At 56.3% G+C, this 22728-nt stretch carries 19 protein-coding genes and 1 pseudogene; 7 read left to right on the top strand and 13 right to left on the bottom strand.

From position 1 onward, the window contains the following. Positions 1-107 precede the first annotated feature (107 nt). From A7Q03_RS10450 to uvrB, 3 genes and pseudogenes are all read right to left on the bottom strand, one after another. Positions 108-264, bottom strand: a pseudogene (locus A7Q03_RS10450) (transposase); the annotation flags it as partial. A gap of 587 nt (positions 265-851) precedes the next feature. Further along, positions 852-986 carry a hypothetical protein gene (locus tag A7Q03_RS10780; RefSeq protein WP_255361798.1) on the bottom strand — a complete coding sequence of 45 codons (135 nt, stop codon included), beginning with the start codon at positions 984-986 and terminating at the stop codon, positions 852-854. 205 nt (positions 987-1191) lie between these two features. Continuing rightward, a complete protein-coding gene (gene uvrB / locus A7Q03_RS09090; protein ID WP_067449235.1) occupies positions 1192-3219 on the bottom strand; it encodes an excinuclease ABC subunit UvrB in 2028 nt (675 codons plus the stop codon). A 237-nt stretch (positions 3220-3456) separates the two neighbouring features. On the opposite strand from uvrB, the gene A7Q03_RS09085 reads away from it, so the two are divergent. Together A7Q03_RS09085 and A7Q03_RS09080 are read left to right on the top strand one after the other, a co-directional pair. Then, the gene (locus A7Q03_RS09085; RefSeq protein WP_067449233.1) at positions 3457-3993 is read left to right on the top strand and encodes a gamma carbonic anhydrase family protein; all 537 of its coding nucleotides are present in this window, start codon (positions 3457-3459) and stop codon (positions 3991-3993) included. A 151-nt stretch (positions 3994-4144) separates the two neighbouring features. After that, positions 4145-4339, top strand: coding sequence for a hypothetical protein (locus A7Q03_RS09080; protein ID WP_067449231.1), 195 nt, complete (start codon positions 4145-4147; stop codon positions 4337-4339). 104 nt (positions 4340-4443) lie between these two features. Here A7Q03_RS09080 and A7Q03_RS09075 read toward each other — a convergent pair whose 3' ends face one another. Next, on the bottom strand, positions 4444-5427 hold the full coding sequence (locus A7Q03_RS09075; RefSeq protein WP_067449229.1) for a DUF1853 family protein: 984 nt from the start codon (positions 5425-5427) through the stop codon (positions 4444-4446). A gap of 207 nt (positions 5428-5634) precedes the next feature. On the opposite strand from A7Q03_RS09075, the gene A7Q03_RS09070 reads away from it, so the two are divergent. The 4 genes from A7Q03_RS09070 (at position 5635) to A7Q03_RS09055 (ending at position 9332) form a co-directional block, all read left to right on the top strand. Beyond that, on the top strand, positions 5635-6708 hold the full coding sequence (locus tag A7Q03_RS09070; RefSeq protein WP_067449227.1) for an AI-2E family transporter: 1074 nt from the start codon (positions 5635-5637) through the stop codon (positions 6706-6708). A gap of 273 nt (positions 6709-6981) precedes the next feature. After that, on the top strand, positions 6982-7245 hold the full coding sequence (gene rpsT, locus A7Q03_RS09065) for a 30S ribosomal protein S20 (protein ID WP_003823349.1): 264 nt from the start codon (positions 6982-6984) through the stop codon (positions 7243-7245). A 192-nt stretch (positions 7246-7437) separates the two neighbouring features. Continuing rightward, positions 7438-7818: a holo-ACP synthase gene (gene acpS, locus A7Q03_RS09060; protein WP_067438371.1), complete on the top strand. Its 381-nt coding sequence runs from the start codon at positions 7438-7440 to the stop codon at positions 7816-7818. Between the two features lie 167 nt (positions 7819-7985). Continuing rightward, positions 7986-9332: an aldehyde dehydrogenase family protein gene (locus A7Q03_RS09055; protein ID WP_067449225.1), complete on the top strand. Its 1347-nt coding sequence runs from the start codon at positions 7986-7988 to the stop codon at positions 9330-9332. 410 nt (positions 9333-9742) lie between these two features. Here A7Q03_RS09055 and A7Q03_RS09050 read toward each other — a convergent pair whose 3' ends face one another. The 9 genes from A7Q03_RS09050 to A7Q03_RS09010 form a co-directional block, all read right to left on the bottom strand. Next, a complete protein-coding gene (locus A7Q03_RS09050; protein ID WP_067449223.1) occupies positions 9743-11188 on the bottom strand; it encodes a S41 family peptidase in 1446 nt (481 codons plus the stop codon). Positions 11189-11438: 250 nt separating this feature from the next. After that, positions 11439-12767 (bottom strand): murein hydrolase activator EnvC, encoded by a 1329-nt coding sequence (locus tag A7Q03_RS09045; RefSeq protein WP_067449221.1) that lies wholly within the window; start codon positions 12765-12767, stop codon positions 11439-11441. A 38-nt stretch (positions 12768-12805) separates the two neighbouring features. Continuing rightward, positions 12806-13408, bottom strand: coding sequence for a manganese efflux pump MntP family protein (locus A7Q03_RS09040; protein ID WP_067449219.1), 603 nt, complete (start codon positions 13406-13408; stop codon positions 12806-12808). A gap of 48 nt (positions 13409-13456) precedes the next feature. Continuing rightward, positions 13457-14977, bottom strand: coding sequence for a 2,3-bisphosphoglycerate-independent phosphoglycerate mutase (gene gpmI, locus A7Q03_RS09035; protein ID WP_067449217.1), 1521 nt, complete (start codon positions 14975-14977; stop codon positions 13457-13459). Between the two features lie 255 nt (positions 14978-15232). After that, complete coding sequence (gene leuS, locus A7Q03_RS09030; protein ID WP_067449215.1) at positions 15233-17878, bottom strand: leucine--tRNA ligase; 2646 nt, start codon at positions 17876-17878, stop codon at positions 15233-15235. A gap of 688 nt (positions 17879-18566) precedes the next feature. Beyond that, positions 18567-20330 carry a phosphoenolpyruvate--protein phosphotransferase gene (gene ptsP, locus A7Q03_RS09025; protein WP_067449213.1) on the bottom strand — a complete coding sequence of 588 codons (1764 nt, stop codon included), beginning with the start codon at positions 20328-20330 and terminating at the stop codon, positions 18567-18569. Between the two features lie 2 nt (positions 20331-20332). After that, positions 20333-20602 (bottom strand): HPr family phosphocarrier protein, encoded by a 270-nt coding sequence (locus A7Q03_RS09020; RefSeq protein ID WP_067449211.1) that lies wholly within the window; start codon positions 20600-20602, stop codon positions 20333-20335. After that, positions 20596-21009, bottom strand: a complete 414-nt coding sequence (locus A7Q03_RS09015) for a PTS sugar transporter subunit IIA (RefSeq protein ID WP_067449209.1) — start codon at positions 21007-21009, stop codon at positions 20596-20598. The genes A7Q03_RS09020 and A7Q03_RS09015 overlap by 7 nt, the downstream gene beginning before the upstream one ends. A 155-nt stretch (positions 21010-21164) precedes the next feature. Then, positions 21165-21656, bottom strand: coding sequence for a DUF456 domain-containing protein (locus A7Q03_RS09010; RefSeq protein WP_067449207.1), 492 nt, complete (start codon positions 21654-21656; stop codon positions 21165-21167). 213 nt (positions 21657-21869) lie between these two features. Between A7Q03_RS09010 and A7Q03_RS09005 the strand changes: the two genes are divergently transcribed. Beyond that, the gene (locus A7Q03_RS09005) at positions 21870-22661 is read left to right on the top strand and encodes an inositol monophosphatase family protein (protein WP_067449204.1); all 792 of its coding nucleotides are present in this window, start codon (positions 21870-21872) and stop codon (positions 22659-22661) included. The last annotated feature ends 67 nt before the right edge of the window (positions 22662-22728 follow it).

The following is a 22728-nucleotide window of genomic DNA, read 5'->3' as shown; positions in this document are numbered from 1 at the left end:
GTTTCTGCGAAACACTCTCTTTTCGGGTAGCCTTTAGTTTGAAGTGGATGAGATAGGCGAAAGACGGGAGGGTAAGGCTATTGCAGATGGTCGGGCATCAACACTCACTCTAAAATTTCAAACGGATACTGTTCGCGTGCCGCCATTGTCGCCGGCCGCAAAGCTGGCTGCACTGCATTATCGGTCAAAATCTTCTGCTATTTGTCGGTTACAACCGTAAAAAAAGCAAGTACCGCCTGTACGGTAAAAACGATAGTATTTCATAGTATTCTTGGAATGATCTTGGTAAGTTGGATTCTCGAGTCCGACATTTTTGGCATTGTGGCAATGGATTACAATGGCGGGAGCGTTAAAGATTTTGACGGATACAAGTATTTGACCTGTGCTTGCTTTTTTTGAGGTCTGGGAAGATAGACAAGCCGCCGCGTGCGTACCACAGACCTCTTACGCATTGGTTCAATATTCGTGCAGCTTGTGTAGATAGAGTGTGTAGTACAGCTACGCACATGGGTATAGAATTTCAAACAACGCGTACGTGTCAAGGCACACCTCCTACTCACGCAAGCTATTGCTTGCTACTCGCACCTACGGGCTACAGCTTGTTAATAATAAGTTACAAATGCTAATTCATCAACCACAATGTATTTTTTGTTATTTTGTGACACCCTTAATTCCCCCAAATATAAAATATAAGATCCCACTAGATCTTCCGCATCATTGATCTTAAATCGTTCGAAGAGAGGTTGTTGAATTGTTGTTGGCAAGCACAGACTAACATCATTTTGCCCACCAAAATTAAGCCATTATATGCTTCTCCAATATCGGCGATTTGCCTTCAAGACCCATAGTAATCACTTATATAATAATTGACTAATATTATTAATCAGTGCATCCATCAAAATGAGGGCAAGCTCCAAAACAAGCAGCTTGCCTATTCCTAGCTGCTCTTCTAAAAAAGGCAGGAGCATAACGAGTTGGATATTCAAGAAATCTTCTTAAATTGGAAATAGTTGCCATATCCAATTGAGAAAATTGATATGCACTGTAAATTTTATTATCCTTTGTGCAAAAAGCATTATCCATCAGAACACTTCATAATCGTCACAGTTTGGTTAAAATTTAGCTGATAAATTAAGTTATTTACTATGATTTCAATAGTATTGAACTGTAATACTAGAAACATCAATTCAATCACTCCACCCCCCAAAGCAGATTCTCTTTAATCCCCCGTATCCTATCCCGTAACACCGCCGCCTCTTCAAACTGCAAATCCCTAGCCGCCTGCTGCATGGCTTTTTCGAGTTTGGCGATTTCTTTAATCGCGTCTTCTTCGTTGTGAATTTCACCAACTTTAACCTTGTTTTTGCCTTTCAGACGACCTTTGCCGCTGTCTTCTTCGTGGTACACGCCGTCGATGATGTCTTTGACCTGTTTTTTAATCTGCTGCGGCACGATGCCGTGTTCTTCGTTGAATTTCATCTGTTTTTCGCGGCGGCGTTCGGTTTCGTCGATGGCGGCTTTCATAGAGTCGGTGATTTTGTCGGCGTACAGAATGGCGACGCCGTTCACGTTGCGCGCGGCGCGGCCTATGGTTTGAATCAGGCTGCGGTGGGAGCGCAGAAAGCCTTCTTTGTCTGCATCGAGGATGGCGACGAGGGAGACTTCGGGGATGTCGAGGCCTTCGCGCAAAAGGTTGATGCCGACGAGTACGTCAAACAGGCCGAGCCGTAAATCTCTAATGATTTCAACGCGCTCTACAGTGTCGATGTCGCTGTGCAGGTAGCGCACTTTGATGCCGAGTTCGCTGTAATAGTCGGTGAGTTGCTCCGCCATGCGTTTGGTGAGGGTGGTAACGAGTACGCGTTCGCCTTTTTGGATGCGGTCGTTGATTTCGCTCATTAAGTCGTCGACTTGGGTGGCGACGGGGCGGATGATGATTTGGGGGTCGACCAACCCTGTGGGGCGGACGACTTGTTCGACCACTTGTCCGGCGTGTTCTTCTTCGTATTTGGCAGGGGTGGCGGAGACGAAGATGGTTTGCGGCATGACTTTTTCAAATTCGTGGAATTTGAGCGGGCGGTTGTCGCGGGCAGAAGGCAGGCGGAAGCCGTAGTCCACGAGGTTTTGCTTGCGCGATGCGTCGCCTTTGTACATGCCGCCGATTTGGGTTACGGTAACGTGGCTTTCGTCGATGAACATGATGGCGTTGTCGGGCAGGTAGTCCATCAGTGTGGGCGGCGGTTCGCCTTCTTTTTTGCCGGAGAAGTGACGGGAGTAGTTTTCGATGCCTTTGCAGAAGCCCATTTCGTAGAGCATTTCGAGGTCGAAACGGGTGCGCTGTTCGATGCGTTGTTGTTCGACGGGGCGTTGTTCGCGGGCGAAAAATTCGATGCGTTCGCGCAGTTCTTCTTTGATGGACTCGCAGGCGCGCAATACGGTGTCGCGCGGGGTAACGTAGTGGCTGGACGGGAAGACGGTGTAGCGGCCGACGCGCTGGTGCAGGCTGCCTGAAAGTGGGTCGAACATATCGAGGCGGTCGATTTCGTCGTCAAACAGGCTGATGCGCAAGGCGTTTTCGGAGCTTTCGGCGGGGTACACGTCAATCACATCGCCGCGCACGCGGAAGCTGCCGCGTTTGAAGTCCAAATCGCCGCGTTCGTACTGCATGGAAACGAGCGTGGCGATGATGTCGCGCTGCTCGATGGTGTCGCCTTCTTTGACGGATAGTACCATTTGTTGATACTCGGTCGGGTCGCCGATACCGTAAATGGCGGACACGGTGGCGACGATAATCACGTCGTCGCGCGTCATCAGGTTTTTAGTGGCGGAAAGGCGCATCTGCTCGATGTGTTCGTTGATCGCGCTGTCTTTTTCGATAAACAAGTCGCGGCTGGGCACATAGGCTTCGGGCTGGTAATAGTCGTAGTAGGAGACGAAATATTCCACCGCGTTTTCGGGGAAAAACTCGCGCATTTCGGCGTAGAGTTGGGCGGCAAGGGTTTTGTTGTGCGCCATGATGATGGCGGGGCGGCCGCTTTGGGCGATGACGTTCGCCATGGTGTAGGTTTTGCCCGAACCGGTTACACCAAGCAGGGTTTGATAGGCAAGGCCGTCTGAAAGCCCTTCGAGCAGGCCGGCAATGGCGGTGGGCTGGTCGCCTGCGGGCGGGAAGGGTTGGTGGAGTTTGAAAGGGGAATTGGGGTATTGGATGATGTCCATGAGGCTACCTGAAAAAGCGCGGGCAAAGGTGGAATTATAACGCTAATGCGAGAGCTTGCTGCTGGGTGGCTGGGGAAGTTTCAGGTAGCCTTTTGTGGCAGGATAGAGCGGCAATGGGGGAGGGCGGTATTGTTATGCTGCCGGCTCAGTTCCTGCACAGCTAGAACCGCAGCCCGGCTATGCCACCATCCGATTTTCAGGTAGCCTTTATGGCTTGATACGAACAAGGAGTTTCCCATGAGCAATATCCGCCCGTATTTAGATGCCGTGCCGCAGGTGCATGGCAGTTGTTATCTCGATCCGCTGTGTTTGGTGGCGGGGGATGTGGTGTTGGCCGAGAATGTGTCGGTATGGCCGTTTGCCGTGTTGCGCGGGGATGTGAACAGCATCCGTGTGGGGCGGGGCAGCAATATTCAAGATCATGTGATGCTGCATGTGAGCCACAAAATGGACAGCAAGCCGGAAGGTTCGCCGCTGATTATCGGCGAGGATTGCACCATCGGCCATCATGTTACGCTGCACGGTTGTACTGTTGGCAATCGCGTGTTGGTGGGGATGGGCAGCATCGTGTTGGATGATGCGGTGATTGAAGACAATGTGATGATTGGAGCGGGCAGCTTGGTGCCGCCACGCAAACGGCTGGAAAGCGGCTATTTATATGTGGGCTCGCCGGTGAAGCAGGTGCGGCGGCTTACGGCGGAGGAGCTGGCGTTTTTGCCTTATTCGGCGGCGCATTATGTGCGGGTGGCAGAGGGGCATAAGGCGGGCGGCTGATTTGAGTTCCACAGAAACTCAGTATTCCTTCGGAAACTTCGTTGAAGTTGGGCTTTCGGGTAGCCGGCTGTGCCGTAGAGGCTACCTGAAAATTATTGTGCTATTATTCGCTATTACTTGTATTGTATTCAATCAGATGAAAGGAAAAGCAATGAAAGCAGCATATCGTTTGGCCGCTGTGGCGGTGTTGGTTGTTATGTTGTCGGCCTGCGGTGCCGGCGTGGGTGTGGGTGTGAGCGGCGGCAACGGTCACGTAGGTGCGAGTGGTTCGGTGGATTTGGGTAGCGGGAATAACAGCGTTACGCCCTATGGCAAAGTGGGTGTTGGTGTGGAGGTAACGCGCTAGACTGCTGTTTTGCCGATGATGTTTTTGCATCTGTTTATTAGAAAGGCTATCTGAAAACCGGTTGGATGGTTTCAGGTAGCCTTTTTGCTGTTCGGCCTTGTTGTTCAGCCACGGCACATCAGGCGTTGTGTTTCATGCCATATGCCGTCGGGGCGTTGTTCGACCACGGCGATGAGGCCGGGGGCTTGGCGGATGAGTTCGGTGGCGTTGATGGTTTGTTCCAAGGGAACGCAGGCGGGGGCGAGGTAGGCGAGGCGGGGCAGGGGGTGGAAGCGTTGTGCGGCCTGGGCGGGATAGTCTGTCCATTGTGGGAGGAGGAGGCCGCTCCAGCCGAGGGGGTTGAGGGGGCTGCCGTTGAGGATGCTGTCTGGGGTGAAGCCGATGCCGCGGATGATGGTGGCGGTGTTGAGGGCTTGGCTAATGTTGGGAGTTTGGCGGCAATTTGTTTTGTCCGTATTGGTTTCGCGGGTGCTTGCTTCGCTTGTTTTAGCTTCGCAGAAACTCACTTCGTTCGTTTTAGCTCCGCAGAAACTCACTTCGTTCGTTTTCAGGTAGCCTTGGAGTGGTGCGGGCAGTTGGGCATGGGCTTGGGGGGTGTGGAAGAGGCGGCATTGTTGCTGTAGTTTAGCGGCCTTGCCAAGCAGGGCGTCGGCGGGGTTGAGGCCTTGGAAATCGTTGGGTGCTGTGCCGCCGTAGTATTTGCAGGTGAGTTCGAGGTGGTAGGGGGTAGAGTCGAGCAGGTAGAGGAAGTCGGCGGCGCCGAGGGTTTGGCCGCTTTCGCTGCGGATGGGGTGGTTGCGGGCGATGAGTTGGCAATGGGGGGCGTTTGCCAGCCAGAAGGCGAGTAGGCTTTCGGCGTAGTGGCCTAGGCGGTGGCCGAAAGGGGCTTCTTGTTCGAGCCATTGTTGCAGCGGTGCGGGCTGGCTGTCGAGGCTGAGCAGGAAGCGGAAGCCTTGGCTGCCGAGCAAGCGGGGGATGGGGAGCTCGCAGCCGCTGTGCCATAGGGGCGGGGCGGTGAGTAGGGAGGCGAGGTCGCGCACGGCGGGGTGGCGCAGCCGCCACCAGATGGCATCGAGGGCGTAGTTCATGCTTGGGCGGGGATAAAATGGGATGGAGGGAATGTAGTCGCGGCGGGATAAGCAGTCAAGTTGTTTGGAAAGGCTACCTGAAAATAGGGAGTGGTTTCAGGTAACCTTTGGTTGTGGATTGTGTGTGAAATCATTTGTTTTTTATAGGTTGACACCGGATAATGCGCGCGACGCGGCGTGTGCCGGATGAATTTAAGAGGCTGTAGTATGTATCAAGCGAAGAAGCGTGGCTGGCTGCCTTGGGTGGTGGGCTTGGCGTTGTTGGTGGCGGTGGTGTTTTTAATCGTGCAGATGCGCGATGTGCTTTCGCCGTTTGTGGTGGCTGCGGTGTTGGCCTATATTTTGAACCCGCTGGTGGAAAAGCTTTGCCGGCACGGGGTGCGGCGCGGGGCGGCGGCGATGTTGGTGATGGTGTTTACGTTGCTGTTGCTGGTGTTGCTGCTGCTGATTGTGGTGCCGATGTTGGTGCAGCAGTTCGGCAGCCTGCTGGGAAAAATGTCGGAGTTGGCGAATTTTGTGCAAAATAAGGCGCTGCCTTTGGCCAACCGGCTGCTGGGTACGCATTGGGCTTTGGACGAGCAATCGCTGTCGAATTGGTTGAGCAGCCATTTGGGCAGCGTTAAAACTGGGCTTTCCAAGGCACTGCCGGCCTTGTTGGAGCAGGGCGGCAGTTTGGTATCCAGTTTGGGCAATTTGGCGGTGCTGCCGTTTTTGCTGTATTACTTCCTGCTGGATTGGTCGCGCTGGACGGAAGGGATTAAAACCATGATTCCGCGCCGCTATCTGGCGGCCTATACCCGCATCGGCGGCAATATGGACACGGTGTTGGGCGAGTTTTTGCGCGGGCAGCTGACGGTGATGCTGATTATGGGGCTGCTCTACGGTTTGGGCCTGATGCTGGCCGGGTTGGAATCTGGCTTTGCTATTGGTATGGTAGCCGGGCTCTTGGTGTTCGTGCCTTATTTGGGCGCGTTTACCGGCCTGCTGCTGGCCACAATGGCTGCGTTGTTGCAGTTTGGCACTTGGCAGGGGCTGATTACGGTGTGGGCGGTGTTTGCCGTGGGGCAGTTTCTGGAAAGTTTCTTCATCACGCCGAAAATTGTGGGCGACCGCATTGGGCTTTCGCCATTTTGGGTGATTTTCGCCTTGATGGCTTTCGGCAGCCTGCTGGGCTTCGTGGGCATGCTGCTGGCGCTGCCTTTGGCCGCGGTAACGCTGGTGTTGCTGCGCGAGGGCGTGGCGGCATATATGGATAGCGGGTTCTACCGGCGCGAGAAATAGTCGGGCAGGGCAGGCGTTGTTTGCACAGGCTACCTGAAACGCAGCCCAGCGGAATTTCGGTGCAGCCAAAGTTTCAGGTAGCCTTTGATTTGGCTTTGGAGGCTGGCTGGAAAATGCGCTAGGCCGTATCGGTTTTGTTGTATCAGGCAAACGTTCTTTCCCTACTTACCCGCCGTTTGCCGAAAATAGCTCGTGGCTGCTTGCATTTAGGCAACATCGCCAGTAAAATGCCGCGCTTACGGATTTTATTTTACTTATCAGGAGATTTTTCATATGGCCAATAGCGCCCAGGCACGCAAACGCGCCCGCCAGTCGCAGAAAAACCGTGCACACAATGCCAGCCTGCGTACTGCTTTCCGTACCGCAGTGAAGAAAGTTTTGAAGGTTGTGGAAAGTGGCGATAAAGCCGCCGCCCAAGCCGAATTCGTGGCAGCCACCAAAGTGATGGACCGCATCGCCGACAAAGGCGTGTTCCACAAAAACAAAGCCGCCCGCCACAAAAGCCGCTTGGCTGCCAAAATCAAAGCCATGGCCTAAGCCGCTTGCTGCATAAACGTTGCCGCATCTTGCAAATAGATGCGGCTTTGTTTTGCGCGGAAGATTTGCAGAACGGCTGTGAGGCTACCTGAAAAATATGCCAATCCCGGCAAGCCTCTGCCGCCCCACCTGTAAGGCTGCAGCCAAAATGCGCTACAATGCGCCCACTATCTTGCACAACAGGAATACTCAATGATCTACGGCATCGGCACCGACATCCTGCGTATCGAGCGCATCGAGCAGCTATACGACAAATACGGCCAGGCATTGGCCGAACGCCTGCTCAGCCGCATCGAACTTTTGGAGTGGCGCTCCGTCGGCAACAAGGTAAACTTCCTGGCCAAGCGGTTTGCCGCCAAAGAAGCCTTTGCTAAAGCCGTGCACACCGGCTTGCGCTCGCCGGTAACACTGCACCACATTTCCATCGCCCACGACAAACTCGGCCGCCCGGAATTCGTGGTGGAGCCGCCCTTGCAGGAATGGCTGCGCCAACAAGGTATCGGGCGGGTGCATTTGAGCCTGAGCGACGACAACGGCGCGGTGGTAGCCTTCGTCGTGGCCGAAAAAGAGTAGGGCAAAGCAGTTTAGAAAAATAATAAAAACAATCGCATCAAGTTTTAGTTTCGCAGAAGCCAGCAGGGCTTGTTTTAGCTTCGTTAAAGCTGCGCTTTCAGGTAGCCTGCTGCATGGGCTGCCCGCTAAAACCATTTAATCCAAAGCAAATAGAGAAAGGAAACACCATGTTCTATAGCCGAAACGTCGTCAGCAACACATTGCTATACGAACGCCCCGCCGACAGCATGGACACCTTCAGCCAAAGCCTGGCCGAAATGCGCACCGCCCAGCGCCGCTTTGCCGCTGCCGGCATGCAGGCACGTGTGGCCATGCTTGCTGCCTTTGCCGACCGCCTCGAAGCCGAAAAAACCAAGCTCGCCCGCATGATTTGCGAAGAAGTCGGCCGCTGCCTGCGCGAATGTGAAGCCGAGATGGATAAATCCGTCTCCCTCATCCGCTATTATGTGAAGCTCGCCCCCCAGCTTCTGCAACACCAAACCATCGCCACCCAGGCCAGCCTCAGCCAAGTGCGCTTCGAGCCCTTGGGCGTGGTGCTGGCCGTGATGCCGTGGAACTATCCCGTATGGCAGATTATCCGCTTTGCCGTTCCTGCCTTGTGTTCTGGTAATGCCTGTTTGGTGAAACCCGCGCCCAGCGTGGCCCGCGTAACCGCCGCCCTGTTTGATATTGTTGGCAGCGAATTGCCCTGGCGAGCCACTTGGTTGGCACACGAAGATGTGGAATACGCCATTGCCAAAACCGATGCACTGGCCTTCACCGGCTCTGCCGACGTCGGCCGTCGCCTTGCCGGCTACGCCGGAAGCCATCTGAAAAAATCCGTGATGGAACTCGGCGGCAGCAACGCCTTCATCGTGCTCGACGATGCCGACATCGCCCAAGCTGCCGCTGATGCCTGCTATGCCCGTTTCCGCGATGCCGGCCAATCCTGCAACGCCGGTAAACGCATCATTCTCACCAAAGGCATCGCCGCCGAATTCACCCGCCTCTTCCTTGAACACTGCCGCCGCCTCACTCCCGGCTGCCCGCTCGACCCCGACACCACCCTCGCCCCACTGCACCGCAAAGACCTACAGCTGCAAGTGCACGAACAAGTGCAAGACGCGCTCGAACACGGCGCCAAACTGCTGCTCGGCGGCGAGCTGCCTAACGAAGCCGACACCACTTTCTACCCCGCTACCGTGCTCGACAACATCACCCCCGCCTGCCGCATGTACCGCGAAGAAGTGTTCGGCCCTGCTGTGGGTATTTTCCACGCCCGCGATGCCGCCAACGCCGTGCGCCTGGCCAACGACAACCCCTTCGGGCTCGGTGCCAGCATCTACTCCGCCAACCTCGACAAAGCCTGGGAGCTCGGCCAGCAAATCGAAGCCGGCAGCGTATTCATCAACCGCCACACCAGCAGCGACCTGCGCCTGCCCTTCGGCGGCGTGAAAGATTCCGGCTTCGGGCGCGAACTTTCCGAATTTGGCTTGTATGAATTTGTGAACGTGAAGGCATATTGGCAGAAATAGCGCAGCAGAAGGCTACCTGAAAGCGCAGCTTCAACACAGTTAAAACGATGTTTGGGCGCAGCTCAAACTGAGTTTCTGCGAAGCTAAAACGGCAGCCCCGTAGGCCGGTTCGCAGCCGGGCGGCATTGCTGCACCGATGCCGGATTATTTTCAGGTAGCCTCTATGCCACAGCAAAGGCTGCCTGAAAGAGTAAGTACCAACAAAGTTTCAATCGGTCTCTCATGTTTCAATCTCTAGCCGGAACACATTTTTCACAGGACAGCGAGCTACAGACAATATGGCAGTAGTAGGATGAGCTAATGCCTCATGAAGAGCAGTGCCTTGGCTATTTCCGAACACTGTGGTGCAAGCGCAATATAAAAGGCTACCTGAAATATTTTCAGATAGCCTTTTTGCTTGCTTAATCCGCTTAGTGCTCAATCGGTTTGGCCGGGCGGGTGGCGGCCTGGCCCAGGGAGGCGCGCCATTGTTGTGGAGCTTTCACCAGTTCCAAAGCGCGGCGCAATTGGTCGTCTTTGGCCGGATCGGGTTTGTAGCGGGTGGCGGGGTTGTTGTCGGCCTCGTCTTTGGCAGCGGGCTCAGAGGCGGCTTTGTTTTCGGCGCTGTGGTTGTTCAGTGCACGGCCGCGCACTTCGTGGCCGCCGTTGGGGTTGCTCAGGTGGCCGGAGAGGTCGGCTTCGCGGCTTTCATAACGGCGGGTTTTATCAGCCACTTCCACGTCGGGCATGATACCTTGGGCTTGTATGGAGCGGCCGCTGGGGGTGTAGTAGAGCTGGGTGGTGATCTTCAGCGCGCCGCCATTGGAAAGGGGCATCACGGATTGTACGGAGCCTTTGCCGAAGCTTTGGGTGCCCACAATCACGGCGCGTTTGTGGTCTTGCAGGGCGCCGGCCACGATCTCGGAGGCGGAGGCGGAGCCGGAGTTAATCAACACGGTGATGGGGATGGTTTTAAATTCGGCAGGCAGGCCAGCAAGAGGGTCTTTGCTGCTGCCGATTTGGTAGTCGGCGGGCTGGGCTTTGAGATTCATGTTTTCTTTGCCGTTGCGGCCTTTGGTACTCACCACGAGCTGGCCATTTTGCAGGAAGGCGGCAGATACGCCCACTGCGCCATTGAGCAGGCCGCCAGGGTCGTCGCGCAGGTCGATGACGAGGCCTTTGAGAGGGCCGCCGTTGGTGCGGCGCATAGTTTGCAGAGCCTCAACCATAGCAGGCACGGTACGTTCTTGGAACTGACTGATACGTAGGTAGCCGTAGCTGGGCTCGATGAGGTCGTGGCGCACGCTGCGCACTTTGATGATGGCGCGGGTAAGGGTAACCACGATGGGCTGGGGCGCGTCTTTTCGGGTGAGGGTAAGGGTGATTTTGGTACCGGGCTCGCCGCGCATGCGCTTCACAGCATCGTTTACACTCATGTTGCGGGTGGAGGCATCATCGATTTTGATGATGTAGTCGCCACTTTGGATACCGGCACGTTCGGCCGGCGTATCTTCAATCGGGGCAACGATTTTGATGAAGTTATTTTCAGAACTGACCTCCATGCCTAAGCCGCCGAATTCACCTTTAGTATTTTCCTGCAGGTCGGCATAGTCTTTGGTGTTCATGTATTCGGAGTGCGGATCGAGGTGGGCAACCATGCCTTTGAGCGCGCCTTCGAGGATTTCGTCGTCGGTTTTGTCTTGATAGTAGTTGGCTTTCACCTGGCTGTACACTTCGGCCATGGTGCGCAGGGAATCCACGGGCAGGGGCTGCTGGCTGCGGGTTTCGGCAAAGCTCTGCATACTCAGGCTCACGGCGATGCCGGTGAAGGTGCCCAGGGTGTAGAGGGCAATTTTTTTGAAGGTGTTGTTGGACATAATGGATTTTTGTCTTTCAGTTTGCTGATTAGGTGGCCGGGATGGTTTGCAGTTGCGGGGCTATTTGGTTTTCAGGTAGCCTGCTGCTCAGCCAGATTGAACTTTAGGCAAATTTTCCTGTTCCAGCAAGGGGGTGGGGGTAAATAAATGCTAAATGGGGGATTTTAGCAGGTTCTGTGTGAGTGGAGGCTGCCTGAAAATGTAGCGCAGCGAGGTTTCTGCAAAGCTAAAGGTCGACTGTTTGGTTTGATTAATTTACCCATGAAGTGGGATTCATGGCTTGGTTGCGGTAGCGGATTTCGAAGTAGAGGCCGTTTTCGCCGTCGGGGAGGCTGCCGCTGCGGCCGATGGTTTGGCGGGCGGATACGCGGCTGCCTGCGCTGGCGCTGATTTGGGAGAGGCCGGTGTAGATGCTGAGGTAGCCGCTGCCGTGGTCGATGATAACGGTGTTGCCGTAGCCTTGCAGGGGGGCGGCGTAGGCGACTTCGCCTTCGGCGATGCTGCGCACGGCGGTGGGCGGGGTACTGATGAAGAGGCCTTTCCAGGTGCCGCCGCCGGGGCGGGCTTGGCCGAAGCGGCCGCTGATGCTGCCGCTGGCGGGACGTTGCAGGCGGCCTTGCATGCGGCTGAAGCCATGGCTTTGCGGCTCTTGGGCTTCGGGGGCTTCGAGGGTGAGGTCTTCGGCGGTGAGGGTGTTGCGGTTGGGGTTTTCTGGTGTTGGAGTGTCGTGTTGACGGGCTTCGTTGCGTTCGCTTTCAGGTAGCCTTTGGGGGCGTGGGGCGGGTTTGTTGCCGTTTTGGGCTTGCTGGACTTGCTGCTGGCGGCGTTGGCGCAGGGCTTGGGCTCGGCGCTGGCGTTCGGCTTCCTGCCTTTGGGCGGAGCGGCGGCTGAGGCTGGCGATGAGGCCGTTGAGGCGGCTTTCGTTTTGGCGCAGGGTTTGCAGCTTGGCGGTTTCGCGGCTGATGTCTTGCTCGAGGCTTTGCTGTTGGCGTTGCTGCTGTTGCTGTTGGCGGCCGAGGCGGGCGGCAGTGGTTTGCTGTTGGCGTTTGAGGGCGTCGAGCCGCTTCAGCTGCTCATTGATGCTGTCTTGCTGCTGTTTGAGCTCTTGGCGGTTGTGTTGCAGCTGGGTAAGAGCCTGGGCGTTGGCTTGGTTGAGGTGGCGCAGGTATTCGAGGTGGCGGCCTTTCTGCTGGGGGTCGGCGTTTTGCAGAAACAGGGTTACGGCGTTGGGCTGCTGGTTGCGATAACGGCTGTTGAGCAGGCGGGCGGCTTGGGCTTGGGTGTTTTGGATGCGGGTTTGCAGGCTGTCGAGCTTGGCCTGCATGGCTTGCAGCTCGCGCCAGGCGGTTTGGCGGCTGCGGGTGAGGCGGTCGAGCTCGCGGCGCACGGTGTCGAGTTCGCTTTGGGTTTGGCGGATGTTGCTTTGCAGCTGGCGTTGTTCGCTTTGCTGCTGTTGGAGTTTGCGGTTGCTCTCGCCGATGGCGCGCTGCACTTGGCGCAGGTCGTCTTTGGGTGCGGCGGCGGCGGGCAGGGCGCTGCAGAGGAGGGCGAGGAGGATAAGGATTTTGCTGTGCTTCATGAGGCTACCTGAAAAAGGAGAGGCTACCTGAAAAGGGTTTAGAGGAAATGGAGGTGTTCGGCGAGGATGAGCGTGCCGATGCCGATGAGTACGAGGCCGCCGAGGATTTCGGCGCGTTTGCCAATGGCGCTGCCCAGGAAGCTGCCCAAACGCAGGCCGATGGCGGCCATGATGGTGGTGGCCAGGCCGATGGTGAGGGCGGTGAGCAGGATGTTGACTTCGAGGAAGGCCAGGCCGACGCCGACGATCATGGAGTCGATGCTGGTGGCGAAGGCGATGGCGACGAGCATGAGCGGCGAGGGCGGGCGGCGGCCGGATTGGCCGCTTTCGGGCTGCGCCTCTGCAGATTGTTCCCCGGCGGGCTGTTCCGGCTGTAGCGCGCCGTAAATCATGCGTAGGCCGAGCAGGAGCAGCAGGGTGAAGGCGATCCAGTGGTCCCAATCGGCGATGTAGTGTTGTGCTACGGAGCCGACTGCCCAGCCGATGAGCGGGGTGAGGGTTTCCACACTGCCAAACACGGCGGCGGTGCGCAGTGTGCCCCGGCGGGTGTGTGTGCCGATGGCGGCGCCTTGGGCGATGGCGGCGGCGAAGGCGTCCATAGACATGCCGAAGGCGAGGGCGAGGATGGTGAGGAAGCTCATGACGGGTGGAGGCTACCTGAAGCTTTCAGGTAGCCTGCTGCTGGGCGGTCAAACAAACTCAATCAGGCTCTCGCCGCTCATTTCCTGCGGCTTGGGCAGGCCGAGCATGGCGAGGAGGGTGGGGGCGATGTCTTTCAGCGCGCCGCCGGCCTTGATGCGGGCGGGACGGCCCACATACAGGAAGGGCACGGGGTTGGTGGTGTGCTGGGTGTGCGGCTGGCCGTTGGCGGGGTCGAACATCTGCTCGCAGTTGCCGTGGTCGGCGGTAATCAGCACTTCGCCGCCGGCTGCTTGGGCGGCGGCCACGATTTTGCCCACGCAGTCGTCGAGCGTTTCCACCGCTTTGATGGTGGCGGCCAGCACGCCGCTGTGGCCGACCATATCGCCGTTGGCGAAGTTGCATAGAATCACATCGAAACGCTTGGCGGCGAGGCTGTCGAGGATGTGTTGGCACACTTGCGGCGCGCTCATTTCGGGCTGTAAATCGTAAGTGGCAACTTTGGGCGAGGGCACGAGGATGCGCTCTTCGCCGGGATAGGGCTCTTCGCGGCCGCCGTTGAGGAAGTAGGTAACGTGCGGATATTTCTCGGTTTCGGCAATGCGCAGTTGGCTTATGCCTTGGGCAGACAGGTATTCGCCCAAGCCGTTGCGGATACTTTCTTGGGCAAACAGCACCGGGAAGTGGTATTGGCTGCCGTAGCTGGTGAGCGAGGTGAAATAGCTGGGGCGGAAGCGCTGTTGGCGAGGGAAGCCTTGGAAATCGTCGAACAGCAGGGCTTGGGTGAGCTCGCGGGCGCGGTCGGCGCGGAAGTTCATGAAGACAACCGCATTGCCATCGTGCAGGGCGGCTGTGGGATCAATAACGGTGGGCTGCACGAATTCGTCGTGTTCGCCACGTTCATAGGCGGCAGCCAGGGCTTGCAGCGGCGTGTCGGCACGGAACGGGGCTTGGCCGAACAGGGCGTTGTAGGCCTGCTCAACGCGCTCCCAGCGGTTGTCGCGGTCCATGGCGAAGAAGCGGCCGACCACGCAGCCCACTTTCACTTGCGGGTGTTGCTCGCAATAGCTTTGCAGGGTTTTCAGGTAGCCTTCCGCACTTTGCGGCGGAGTGTCGCGGCCGTCTAGGAAGGGGTGGAACACGATTTTCTGCATACCGGCGGCCAGAGCGGCATCGGCCACAGCGAAGAAGTGGTTGATGTAGCTGTGCACGCCGCCATCGGAGAAGCAGCCGAGCAGGTGCACAGTTTTTGTGGGGCTTTGCCAGGCGGCGGTGAGGGCGGGGTTTTGCGCGAGCGAGCCGTTTTCGATGGCCATATCGATGCGGGTGATGTCTTGCTCTACCACACGGCCGGCACCGATATTCAAATGCCCCACTTCGGAGTTGCCGAACTGGCCGGAGGGCAGACCCACCATGCGCTCGGAGGCGTCGATCGTGCCGTAGGCGTATTGGGCTTTGAGGCGGTCGAGATTGGGGGTGTTGGCGAGGAGGACGGAATTGTCGCCGCCTTCGAGGCGGTGGCCGAAGCCGTCGAGAATAAGGAGGACGATGGGTTTGGTGAGCTTGCTCATGATGTGTGTTTCGGATGGAAATTGGGATGACGGCATTATATAGCGGATTGGGTGAGAATTGAATGCGGGGGGAGGGCAGGGTGTTGTTTGGGAAGAGGGTTGGGCAAAGGGGGTGGCACAAAAGGCTACCTGAAATTTCAGGTAGCCTTCGTAATTGCGGCGGGGAGATGATTACCAAGTTTTTTCTTGCTGAAAAACAGGCTACCTGAAGAAGCTAAATCGGTTTTCAGGTAGCCTTTATTCAACCAAACGGCCTTACACCACGATATTCACCAGCCGTTTCGGCACGACGATGATTTTCTTCGGTTCTTTGCCTTCCATAAACTTCTGCGCGCCGGCGGTGGCGAGGGCGGCGGCTTTAACGGCGGCTTCGTCCGCATCGGCGGCGATTTGGATTTTGTCGCGCAGTTTGCCGTTCACCTGCACCATCATCTCCATCTCGGTTTGCACCAGCGCGGCGGGATCGGTTTTCGGCCAGGGCTGTTGCCACACATTACCGCCCTCGCGCAGCTGCTCCCACAGGTTTTCGCAAATATGCGGCACGATGGGCCACAGCAGAAGCAGTACGGTTTCGAGGGTTTCCTGCGCCACTTCGCGGCCATGGGCTTCGGCGAATGCACCGTTTTTGGCAGTGGCATCATACTGGTTCAGTAGTTCCATCACGGCGGCGATGGCGGTGTTGAACTGCTGGCGGCGGTCGTAATCGTCCGTTACTTTGGCGATGGTGCTATGCAGCTTGAAGCGCAACTCTTTCAGGCTACCTGAAAGTGAGTTGTGGCTACCTGCAAACACTGCAGCCGTGCCACCCTGTTTGAACTCATACACGGTGCGCCACAGGCGGCGCAGGAAGCGGTGTGCGCCTTCCACGCCTGCATCCGACCATTCCAGTGACTGCTCGGGCGGGCTGGCGAACATCATAAACAAGCGGGCGGTGTCCGCGCCGTAGGCTTCGATGAGTTCTTGCGGATCCTTGCCGTTGTTTTTAGATTTGGACATTTTTTCCATACCGCCAATAATGACTGGCTGGCCATCCGAACGCAAAGTGGCGGAAACAGGACGTGCTTTCTCGTCCAATTCCACAATCACATCATCTGGATTGAACCAAATTTTTTTGGTTTGCGTTTCATCTGCCCAACGGAAATACGTCGCTGCCAGCACCATGCCCTGCGTGAGCAGCTGTTTGAACGGCTCGCGCACGGACACGATGCCTTCGTCGTTCATCAGTTTGGTGAAGAAACGGGCATACAGCAGGTGCAGGATGGCGTGTTCTATGCCGCCGATATACTGGTCGGCCTGCCCCCAATACGCGGCGGCTTCGGGTGCGACCATATGCGCGTCGTCGCGCGGCGACATATAGCGGAACTGGTACCAGCTCGATTCCATAAACGTGTCCATGGTGTCGGTTTCGCGCTTGGCCGCGCCGCCACATTTCGGACATTTTGTCTCATAAAACTCGGGCATTTTGGCCAGCGGCGAACCTGCGCCGTCGGGCACGACGTTTTCAGGCAGCACCACGGGCAAATCTTGCTCCGGCACGGGCACGTCGCCGCATTGGTCACAGTGGATAATCGGCACGGGGCAGCCCCAATAGCGTTGGCGCGAAATGCCCCAGTCGCGCAGGCGGTATTGCGTTTTCGGCTCGCCCGCAGAAGCAGCCTGCAACTTGGCGGCAATGGCATCAAAGGCTGCTTGGAAATTCAAACCGTCCAAATCGCCGCTGTTTACCAGCACGCCGTTTTCCTTGTCGGCATACCAATCCTGCCATTGCGCCGCGTCGAACGGCTGTCCGTCCACGCTAATTACTTGTTTCATCGGCAGATGGTATTGTTTGGCAAAGGCGAAATCGCGCTCGTCATGCGCGGGCACGGCCATCACCGCGCCGTCGCCGTAACCCCACAGCACATAGTTCGCCACCCACACTTCCAGCCGCTCGCCGTTGAGCGGGTTGATGACGAAGCGGCCGGTGGGCATGCCTTTTTTCTCCATGGTCGCCATGTCGGCTTCCGCCACGCTGCCGGCTTTGCATTCGGCAATGAACGCTTGCAGTGCAGGCTGCTTTTCGGCAGCGGCGGCGGCCAGCGGATGCTCGGCGGCCACGGCCACATACGTTGCGCCCATCAACGTGTCGGGGCGGGTGGTGTACACCTGCACAAATTCGCGGTGGCTTTCAGGTAGCCTTTCGCGGCTGTCGGCGGCTACCTGAAAACGCACCGTCATGCCGCGCGATTTGCCAATCCAGTTGCGCTGCATGGTTTTCACCTGCTCCGGCCAGTCCAAACCGTCCAAATCCGCCAGTAGCTGCTCGGCATAATCGGTGATTTTGAAGTAGTACATCGGGATTTCGCGCTTTTCCACCAGCGCGCCGGAACGCCAGCCGCGGCCGTCAATCACTTGCTCGTTGGCCAGCACGGTCTGGTCAATCGGGTCCCAGTTCACCGTGCCCAACTTCTTGTACACAATGCCTTTTTCAAACAGCTTGGTAAACAGGAGCTGCTCCCAGCGGTAGTATTCCGGGCGGCAGGTGGCGATTTCGCGCTCCCAATCCAGCGCAAAGCCCAGGCTCTGCAACTGCTTGCGCATATAGGCAATGTTTTCATACGTCCATTTGGACGGCGCAACTTGGTGGTTAATCGCCGCATTTTCGGCGGGCATGCCGAACGCGTCCCAACCCATTGGCTGCAACACGTTGAACCCCTGCATTTTTTTGAAGCGGCTGCGCACATCGCCGATGGTGTAGTTGCGCACATGCCCCATGTGCAGCTTGCCGCTGGGATAGGGGAACATGGAGAGGCAGTAGAATTTGGGTTTGGAAGCGTCTTCGGACACATTGAACACGCGTTCGGCGGCCCATTTTTTCTGCGCAGCGGGTTCGGTGAGTGAGGGTTGGTAGTGTTCTTGCATGATGAGGTTTTGCCGATGGTTTCGGATAGATTGAAAAGCTATGGATTATAAGCCAGCAGCGGGCGCTACGCCAAACGGGATGACGGCGGGAAAATCAATTAGGAGTGATACAGCGTTAGCTTGCCTTACTAATCTGTACTGTCTATGGCTAGCCACCTGATCTCATTCCTACTTGGAACAATTATAAATTGGGAGGCTGTTGTTTGAAACAGCCTCCCAAGGCGATGTAATGATTCTGAAAAAACGAGCTCATAGATTGCAATAGTCGGTTCCACATTTCTCTGTGGCCAGAGACTACCTGAAAGCACAAAACTCAAATGAGCTTAGCTTCCTTCCCTTCGTTTTGGCTGGCTAAATATAGAAACCCCCTCCATCTAGCCTACACAAAAAAACCATCAATACCAAGGGAGGAAGTATCGATGGCCAATTTGCGGGAAAACGTCTACTTACTATCCATGCTTGCCTACCAAGAAGCAGCACAGATGTTGTACATTATATAGAACACTTTCCACGATGTCGCTACCTAATTGTCTTTATTTACCTAACTGCCGCAATTTACTGCAATTAAATTGCATAAAAATACACTTTGCCAACAACTCGAGCGTTTACTTTACTTAATATTGATATCAGTATTTAAACAATATTGTTTAACATTTATTCACTTTTTGCCTGATAATGCCGTGCGATGTTATGTTATTTCAAATGTTGTATTTTTGTCATCATCCATTGTATTCATCTTTTTAACGGCTTGCCGCACCTTCTCCGGATCGCTCAGGCGCAGCAGTTTTTGCACCTGTGCTGCCAGCTCGCCAGCGTGGCTTTGAATGATTACATTCTTCACGGCCAAAAGATTGCTGGCGTTCATGGAGAAGCGGCGCAAGCCCAAGCCGAGCAGCAGGCGGATGAAATGTAAATCACCAGCCATTTCGCCGCATACCGACACTGGCTTGCCCATGCGTTTGGCAGTGCGGAAAATATGGTGCAGTAGTTTCAACACTGCTGGATGGGCGGGCTGGTAGAGGTAGCTCACGCTATCGTCGCCACGGTCTACTGATAAGGTGTATTGAATCAAATCGTTGGTGCCCACTGAGATAAAATCCAAGTGTTGCAGGATATGGCCCACTGTGAGCGCGGCGGAGGGAATTTCAATCATCGCGCCCACCTGCACTTCGCCATATTCTGTGTCACGTTCATCCAGCTGCTTACGGGCAACGGCCAAATGATTGATACATTGTCGCACTTCATCCACCGAAGTAATCATCGGCCACATAATCTTTACCGACCCGTGCGCCGCTGCGCGCAAAATCGCACGCATTTGGGTACGGAACATCAGTGGCTCGGCCAGGCATAGGCGGATACCGGTCATGCCCAGCGCGGGATTGAGCGCATGGTCCTCGCCGAACCAGCGCGGGTTTTTGTCCACGCCCAAATCCACGGTACGCACGGTGAGCGGCTTGCCTTTGAGCTTTTTCACAATGCCGGCATACACGCGGTATTGCTCGTCTTCATCAGGCAGATTGTCGCGGTTGAGAAACAGAAATTCACTGCGAAACAGTCCCACGCCGTCGGCAGAGAGGCGGTGCATCAGGCGCACATCTTGGGCGGATTCAATATTAGCCAACAGCTCTATATCTACGCCGTCTTTGGTGGTGGCGGTGATGTCTTTGAGTTTGTTGAGCAGGCGGCGCTGGCTGCGGTATACGCGGTCGCGCTTGCGGTATTCGCTGAGGATTAAATCGTCGGGGTTGATAATCAGCACGCCACTGATGCCGTCCACGATAATCCAGTCGTCTTGGCTGATGAGTTCGCGTGCGTTGTAGAGCCCGATTACCGAGGGCATATCCAGGCTGCGCCCCAAAATGGCGGTATGGCTGGTGGGGCCGCCGGCATCGGTGGCGAATCCGGCAATATGGTGTTCTTTGAAGTACACTGCATCGGCAGGCGACAAATCGTGGGCAATCAGGATGATGTCGTCGTCTAACTCGCTTTCTTCGGGCAAGAAATCGGTATGCTGCCCCATCAGGTTTTGGTGAATCCGCTCGGCTACCTGAAGCATATCCTGCTTGCGTTCGCGCAGGTATTCATCTTCAATCGCATCAAACTGCTCGGCCAGCTTGTCGGTTTGCAGCTTCAGCGCCCATTCGGCATTGATGGCCTGCGCGCGCAGAATATCAATCGGCTCGCGCGAAAGTGTAACGTCGGTCAGGAGCATCAGGTGCAGCGAAATAAACGCGCCCAATTCGGTTGGCGCATTTTCCGGAATGGCGCTGCGCAGCTGCTCCAGCTGACGGCGCGTGGCCTTGATGGCGACATCGAAACGTTCGGCTTCCGCATCAATTTCTTCTGGCGCCAAATCCAGTTGCGGCACTTCCTCCATGCCGCGCACCACCAAATGTGCCCGCCCGATGGCAATCCCACCGCCTGCTGCAAATCCGTGCAACACCACGCTCATGTTTATTCGCCTTCGTCAAAATAATTGTTGATTAAAGCCGTCAGCGCCTGCATGGCTGCTTGTTCGTCTGCACCCTCGGTTTCAATTTCAATCACCGAGCCCTTGGCTGCCGCCAGCATCATCAAACCCATAATGCTTTTGCCGTTTACGCATCTGCCGTTGCGGCACACCCGCACTTCCGCCGCAAACGCGCCTGCCGTTTGCGTGAACTTGCTGCACGCGCGCGCGTGCAGCCCCAGTTTGTTTATAATCTCCACCTCCTGTTTCAGCATACACCCTGCTCCTCTTCCGGCAACACCAACATAATCCCCGCCAAGGCCGACTGGCGGACCGACTCGGCCATTGCCAGTAAATCATCAGCCTTTTCCGCATCCTGCACCGCTTTCACCATCATCGGCGCATTCAGCCCGGTGAGCATCACCATGCGGTGGTGTGGTAGCAGCCGGCGGCCGATATTGCATGGTGTGGCACCGAACACGTCGGCTAAAAGCAAAATACCGTCGGCAAATGCCAAACGCTCCGCTTCCGATTGGGCTCGAGCGGCGGCCACGTCCACATCTTCATCCGGGTTCACTCCCACAATCGCCAAATGCGCTGGCATCTGCCCGAAAAAATGCCGGGCCAGCTTGGTGTACGACTTGCCCAGCGTTTCATGTGTGATAATCATCAAACCAATCATTGTGTTTCTCATTCCATTGCAAAATTTTTTTCAGGTAGCCTTGAACCAGTTAGGAGGGCAATGATAAGCAGGCCGGAGGCTATCTGAAAACATGTAATCGGTCATTTTCCTTTTTCGGGTAGAGGGTGGATTTTGGCAACAGGCTACCTGAAACTTTAACTCAACCAATAATACACATACAGCCCGAAAATACTGAACAGCACCACCAGCGCACAGCCCAACTTCGCCACCACGCCCGCCACAAAGCCCAAGAGCGTGCCCAGCCCCACTTTGCCAGCTGCCCACAAGTTGCGTTGCGCCGCAAATTCTCCCATTGCCGCGCCAACCAGCGGGCCCAGCACCATGCCCGGCAGCGCAAAAAACAGCCCCACAACACCGCCCGCCAACGAGCCCCACAGCGCCTGTTTGCTCGCCCCGGTAAACTTCGCCCCCAGCAGCCCCGCCACATAATCCAGCGTCCAGGCCAGCGCCATAATCAGCCCCAACACCGTCAGCGCCGTGGTGCCGATAACTTCGTAATTCTGGCTGTAGGCCAAGAGCCAAGTGCCCGCAAACATCAGCGGCATCCCCGGCAGCAGCGGGTGTATTGCGCCCGCCAAACCTGCCAGCAGCAACACCAGTGCCAGAATAATCAGCAAAGCCGTCATCATTAAATTCCTTTATCAAACAAGGCAGGCAACTTTCCCGCACGTTCAATCAGATAAGGCCGCTGCCGCCAATTTAAAGCCCGGGCGCTTTTGCCCGTCTGCCGCCCAAGGTATAATGCCGCCCCAACATCGGCTGCCGTTTCCGGCGCAGCCTTTCCATTTTCAGGTAGTCTGCCAGCAGCAGCCTGCCCCCACCAGCCAAATCGGAGAAATATGAATCCCGTCCTCAACACCGCTGTCAAAGCCGCCCGCCGCGCCGGCGACATGATGCTACGTGCCGCCAACAACCTGCCCGCAGTTAAAATCGACAGCAAGGCCTTCAACGATTTCGTTTCCGACATAGACCGCACCGCCGAGGAAATCATCCGCGAAATCCTACAAGAAGCCTATCCCCAGCACAAAATCACCGCCGAAGAAGGCGGCAGTAGCGGCCCCGAAAAAGCCGAATACGAATGGATTATCGCCCCGCTCGACGGCACCACCAACTACCTGCACGGCCATCCCCAATACGCCATCAGCATGGCTCTGCTGCACAAAGGCGTATTGCAGGAAGCCCTCGTTTACGCCCCCGAGCGCAACGACCTCTACCTCGCCTCACGCGGCCAAGGCGCCCTACTCAACGACCGCCGCATCCGCGTATCCAGCCGCATCGAGCTCAACCGCTGCCTGATTGGCACCGGCTTCCCCGTGGTGGATCAAAGTATGATGGAACGCTACCTGAACATCCTGTGCGACTTCCTCGCCAAAACCGCCGGCGCCCGCCGCGAAGGCGCCGCCTCACTCGACCTGTGTGCCGTGGCCTGCGGCCGCTTCGACGGCTTCTTCGAGTTTAACCTCAAACCCTGGGACATCGCCGCCGGCGCACTGATCGTGCAGGAAGCGGGCGGTATTGTAACCGATATGCGTGGCAACGAAGGCTGGCTCGAAAGCGGCGACATCGTAGCCGCCCCGCCCAAAGTGCTGGCACAAATGCTGCAAACCATCGCCCCGCATTTGGCTGCCTAATACTCTTACATAGTATAAAGGCTATCTGAAAACACTGCGTCAATGAGATTCAAACCACGCGCTGTGT

It is taken from the genome of Eikenella sp. NML99-0057, from assembly GCF_001648535.1.
Classification (GTDB): Bacteria; Pseudomonadota; Gammaproteobacteria; order Burkholderiales; family Neisseriaceae; genus Eikenella; species Eikenella exigua.
Note: the sequence above shows the minus strand (reverse complement) of the source record. Positions and strands in the feature narration are given on the sequence as shown.

Excerpts from the sequence above, each read along its gene's own strand:
- uvrB (WP_067449235.1), bottom strand. The coding sequence starts at position 3,219 with ATGGACATCATCCAATACCCCAATTCCCCTTTCAAACTCCACCAACCC.
- A7Q03_RS09085 (WP_067449233.1), top strand. The coding sequence starts at position 3,457 with ATGAGCAATATCCGCCCGTATTTAGATGCCGTGCCGCAGGTGCATGGC.
- A7Q03_RS09080 (WP_067449231.1), top strand. The coding sequence starts at position 4,145 with ATGAAAGCAGCATATCGTTTGGCCGCTGTGGCGGTGTTGGTTGTTATG.
- A7Q03_RS09075 (WP_067449229.1), bottom strand. The coding sequence starts at position 5,427 with ATGAACTACGCCCTCGATGCCATCTGGTGGCGGCTGCGCCACCCCGCC.
- A7Q03_RS09070 (WP_067449227.1), top strand. The coding sequence starts at position 5,635 with ATGTATCAAGCGAAGAAGCGTGGCTGGCTGCCTTGGGTGGTGGGCTTG.
- rpsT (WP_003823349.1), top strand. The coding sequence starts at position 6,982 with ATGGCCAATAGCGCCCAGGCACGCAAACGCGCCCGCCAGTCGCAGAAA.
- acpS (WP_067438371.1), top strand. The coding sequence starts at position 7,438 with ATGATCTACGGCATCGGCACCGACATCCTGCGTATCGAGCGCATCGAG.
- A7Q03_RS09055 (WP_067449225.1), top strand. The coding sequence starts at position 7,986 with ATGTTCTATAGCCGAAACGTCGTCAGCAACACATTGCTATACGAACGC.
- A7Q03_RS09050 (WP_067449223.1), bottom strand. The coding sequence starts at position 11,188 with ATGTCCAACAACACCTTCAAAAAAATTGCCCTCTACACCCTGGGCACC.
- A7Q03_RS09045 (WP_067449221.1), bottom strand. The coding sequence starts at position 12,767 with ATGAAGCACAGCAAAATCCTTATCCTCCTCGCCCTCCTCTGCAGCGCC.
- A7Q03_RS09040 (WP_067449219.1), bottom strand. The coding sequence starts at position 13,408 with ATGAGCTTCCTCACCATCCTCGCCCTCGCCTTCGGCATGTCTATGGAC.
- gpmI (WP_067449217.1), bottom strand. The coding sequence starts at position 14,977 with ATGAGCAAGCTCACCAAACCCATCGTCCTCCTTATTCTCGACGGCTTC.
- leuS (WP_067449215.1), bottom strand. The coding sequence starts at position 17,878 with ATGCAAGAACACTACCAACCCTCACTCACCGAACCCGCTGCGCAGAAA.
- ptsP (WP_067449213.1), bottom strand. The coding sequence starts at position 20,330 with ATGAGCGTGGTGTTGCACGGATTTGCAGCAGGCGGTGGGATTGCCATC.
- A7Q03_RS09020 (WP_067449211.1), bottom strand. The coding sequence starts at position 20,602 with ATGCTGAAACAGGAGGTGGAGATTATAAACAAACTGGGGCTGCACGCG.
- A7Q03_RS09015 (WP_067449209.1), bottom strand. The coding sequence starts at position 21,009 with ATGATTGGTTTGATGATTATCACACATGAAACGCTGGGCAAGTCGTAC.
- A7Q03_RS09010 (WP_067449207.1), bottom strand. The coding sequence starts at position 21,656 with ATGACGGCTTTGCTGATTATTCTGGCACTGGTGTTGCTGCTGGCAGGT.
- A7Q03_RS09005 (WP_067449204.1), top strand. The coding sequence starts at position 21,870 with ATGAATCCCGTCCTCAACACCGCTGTCAAAGCCGCCCGCCGCGCCGGC.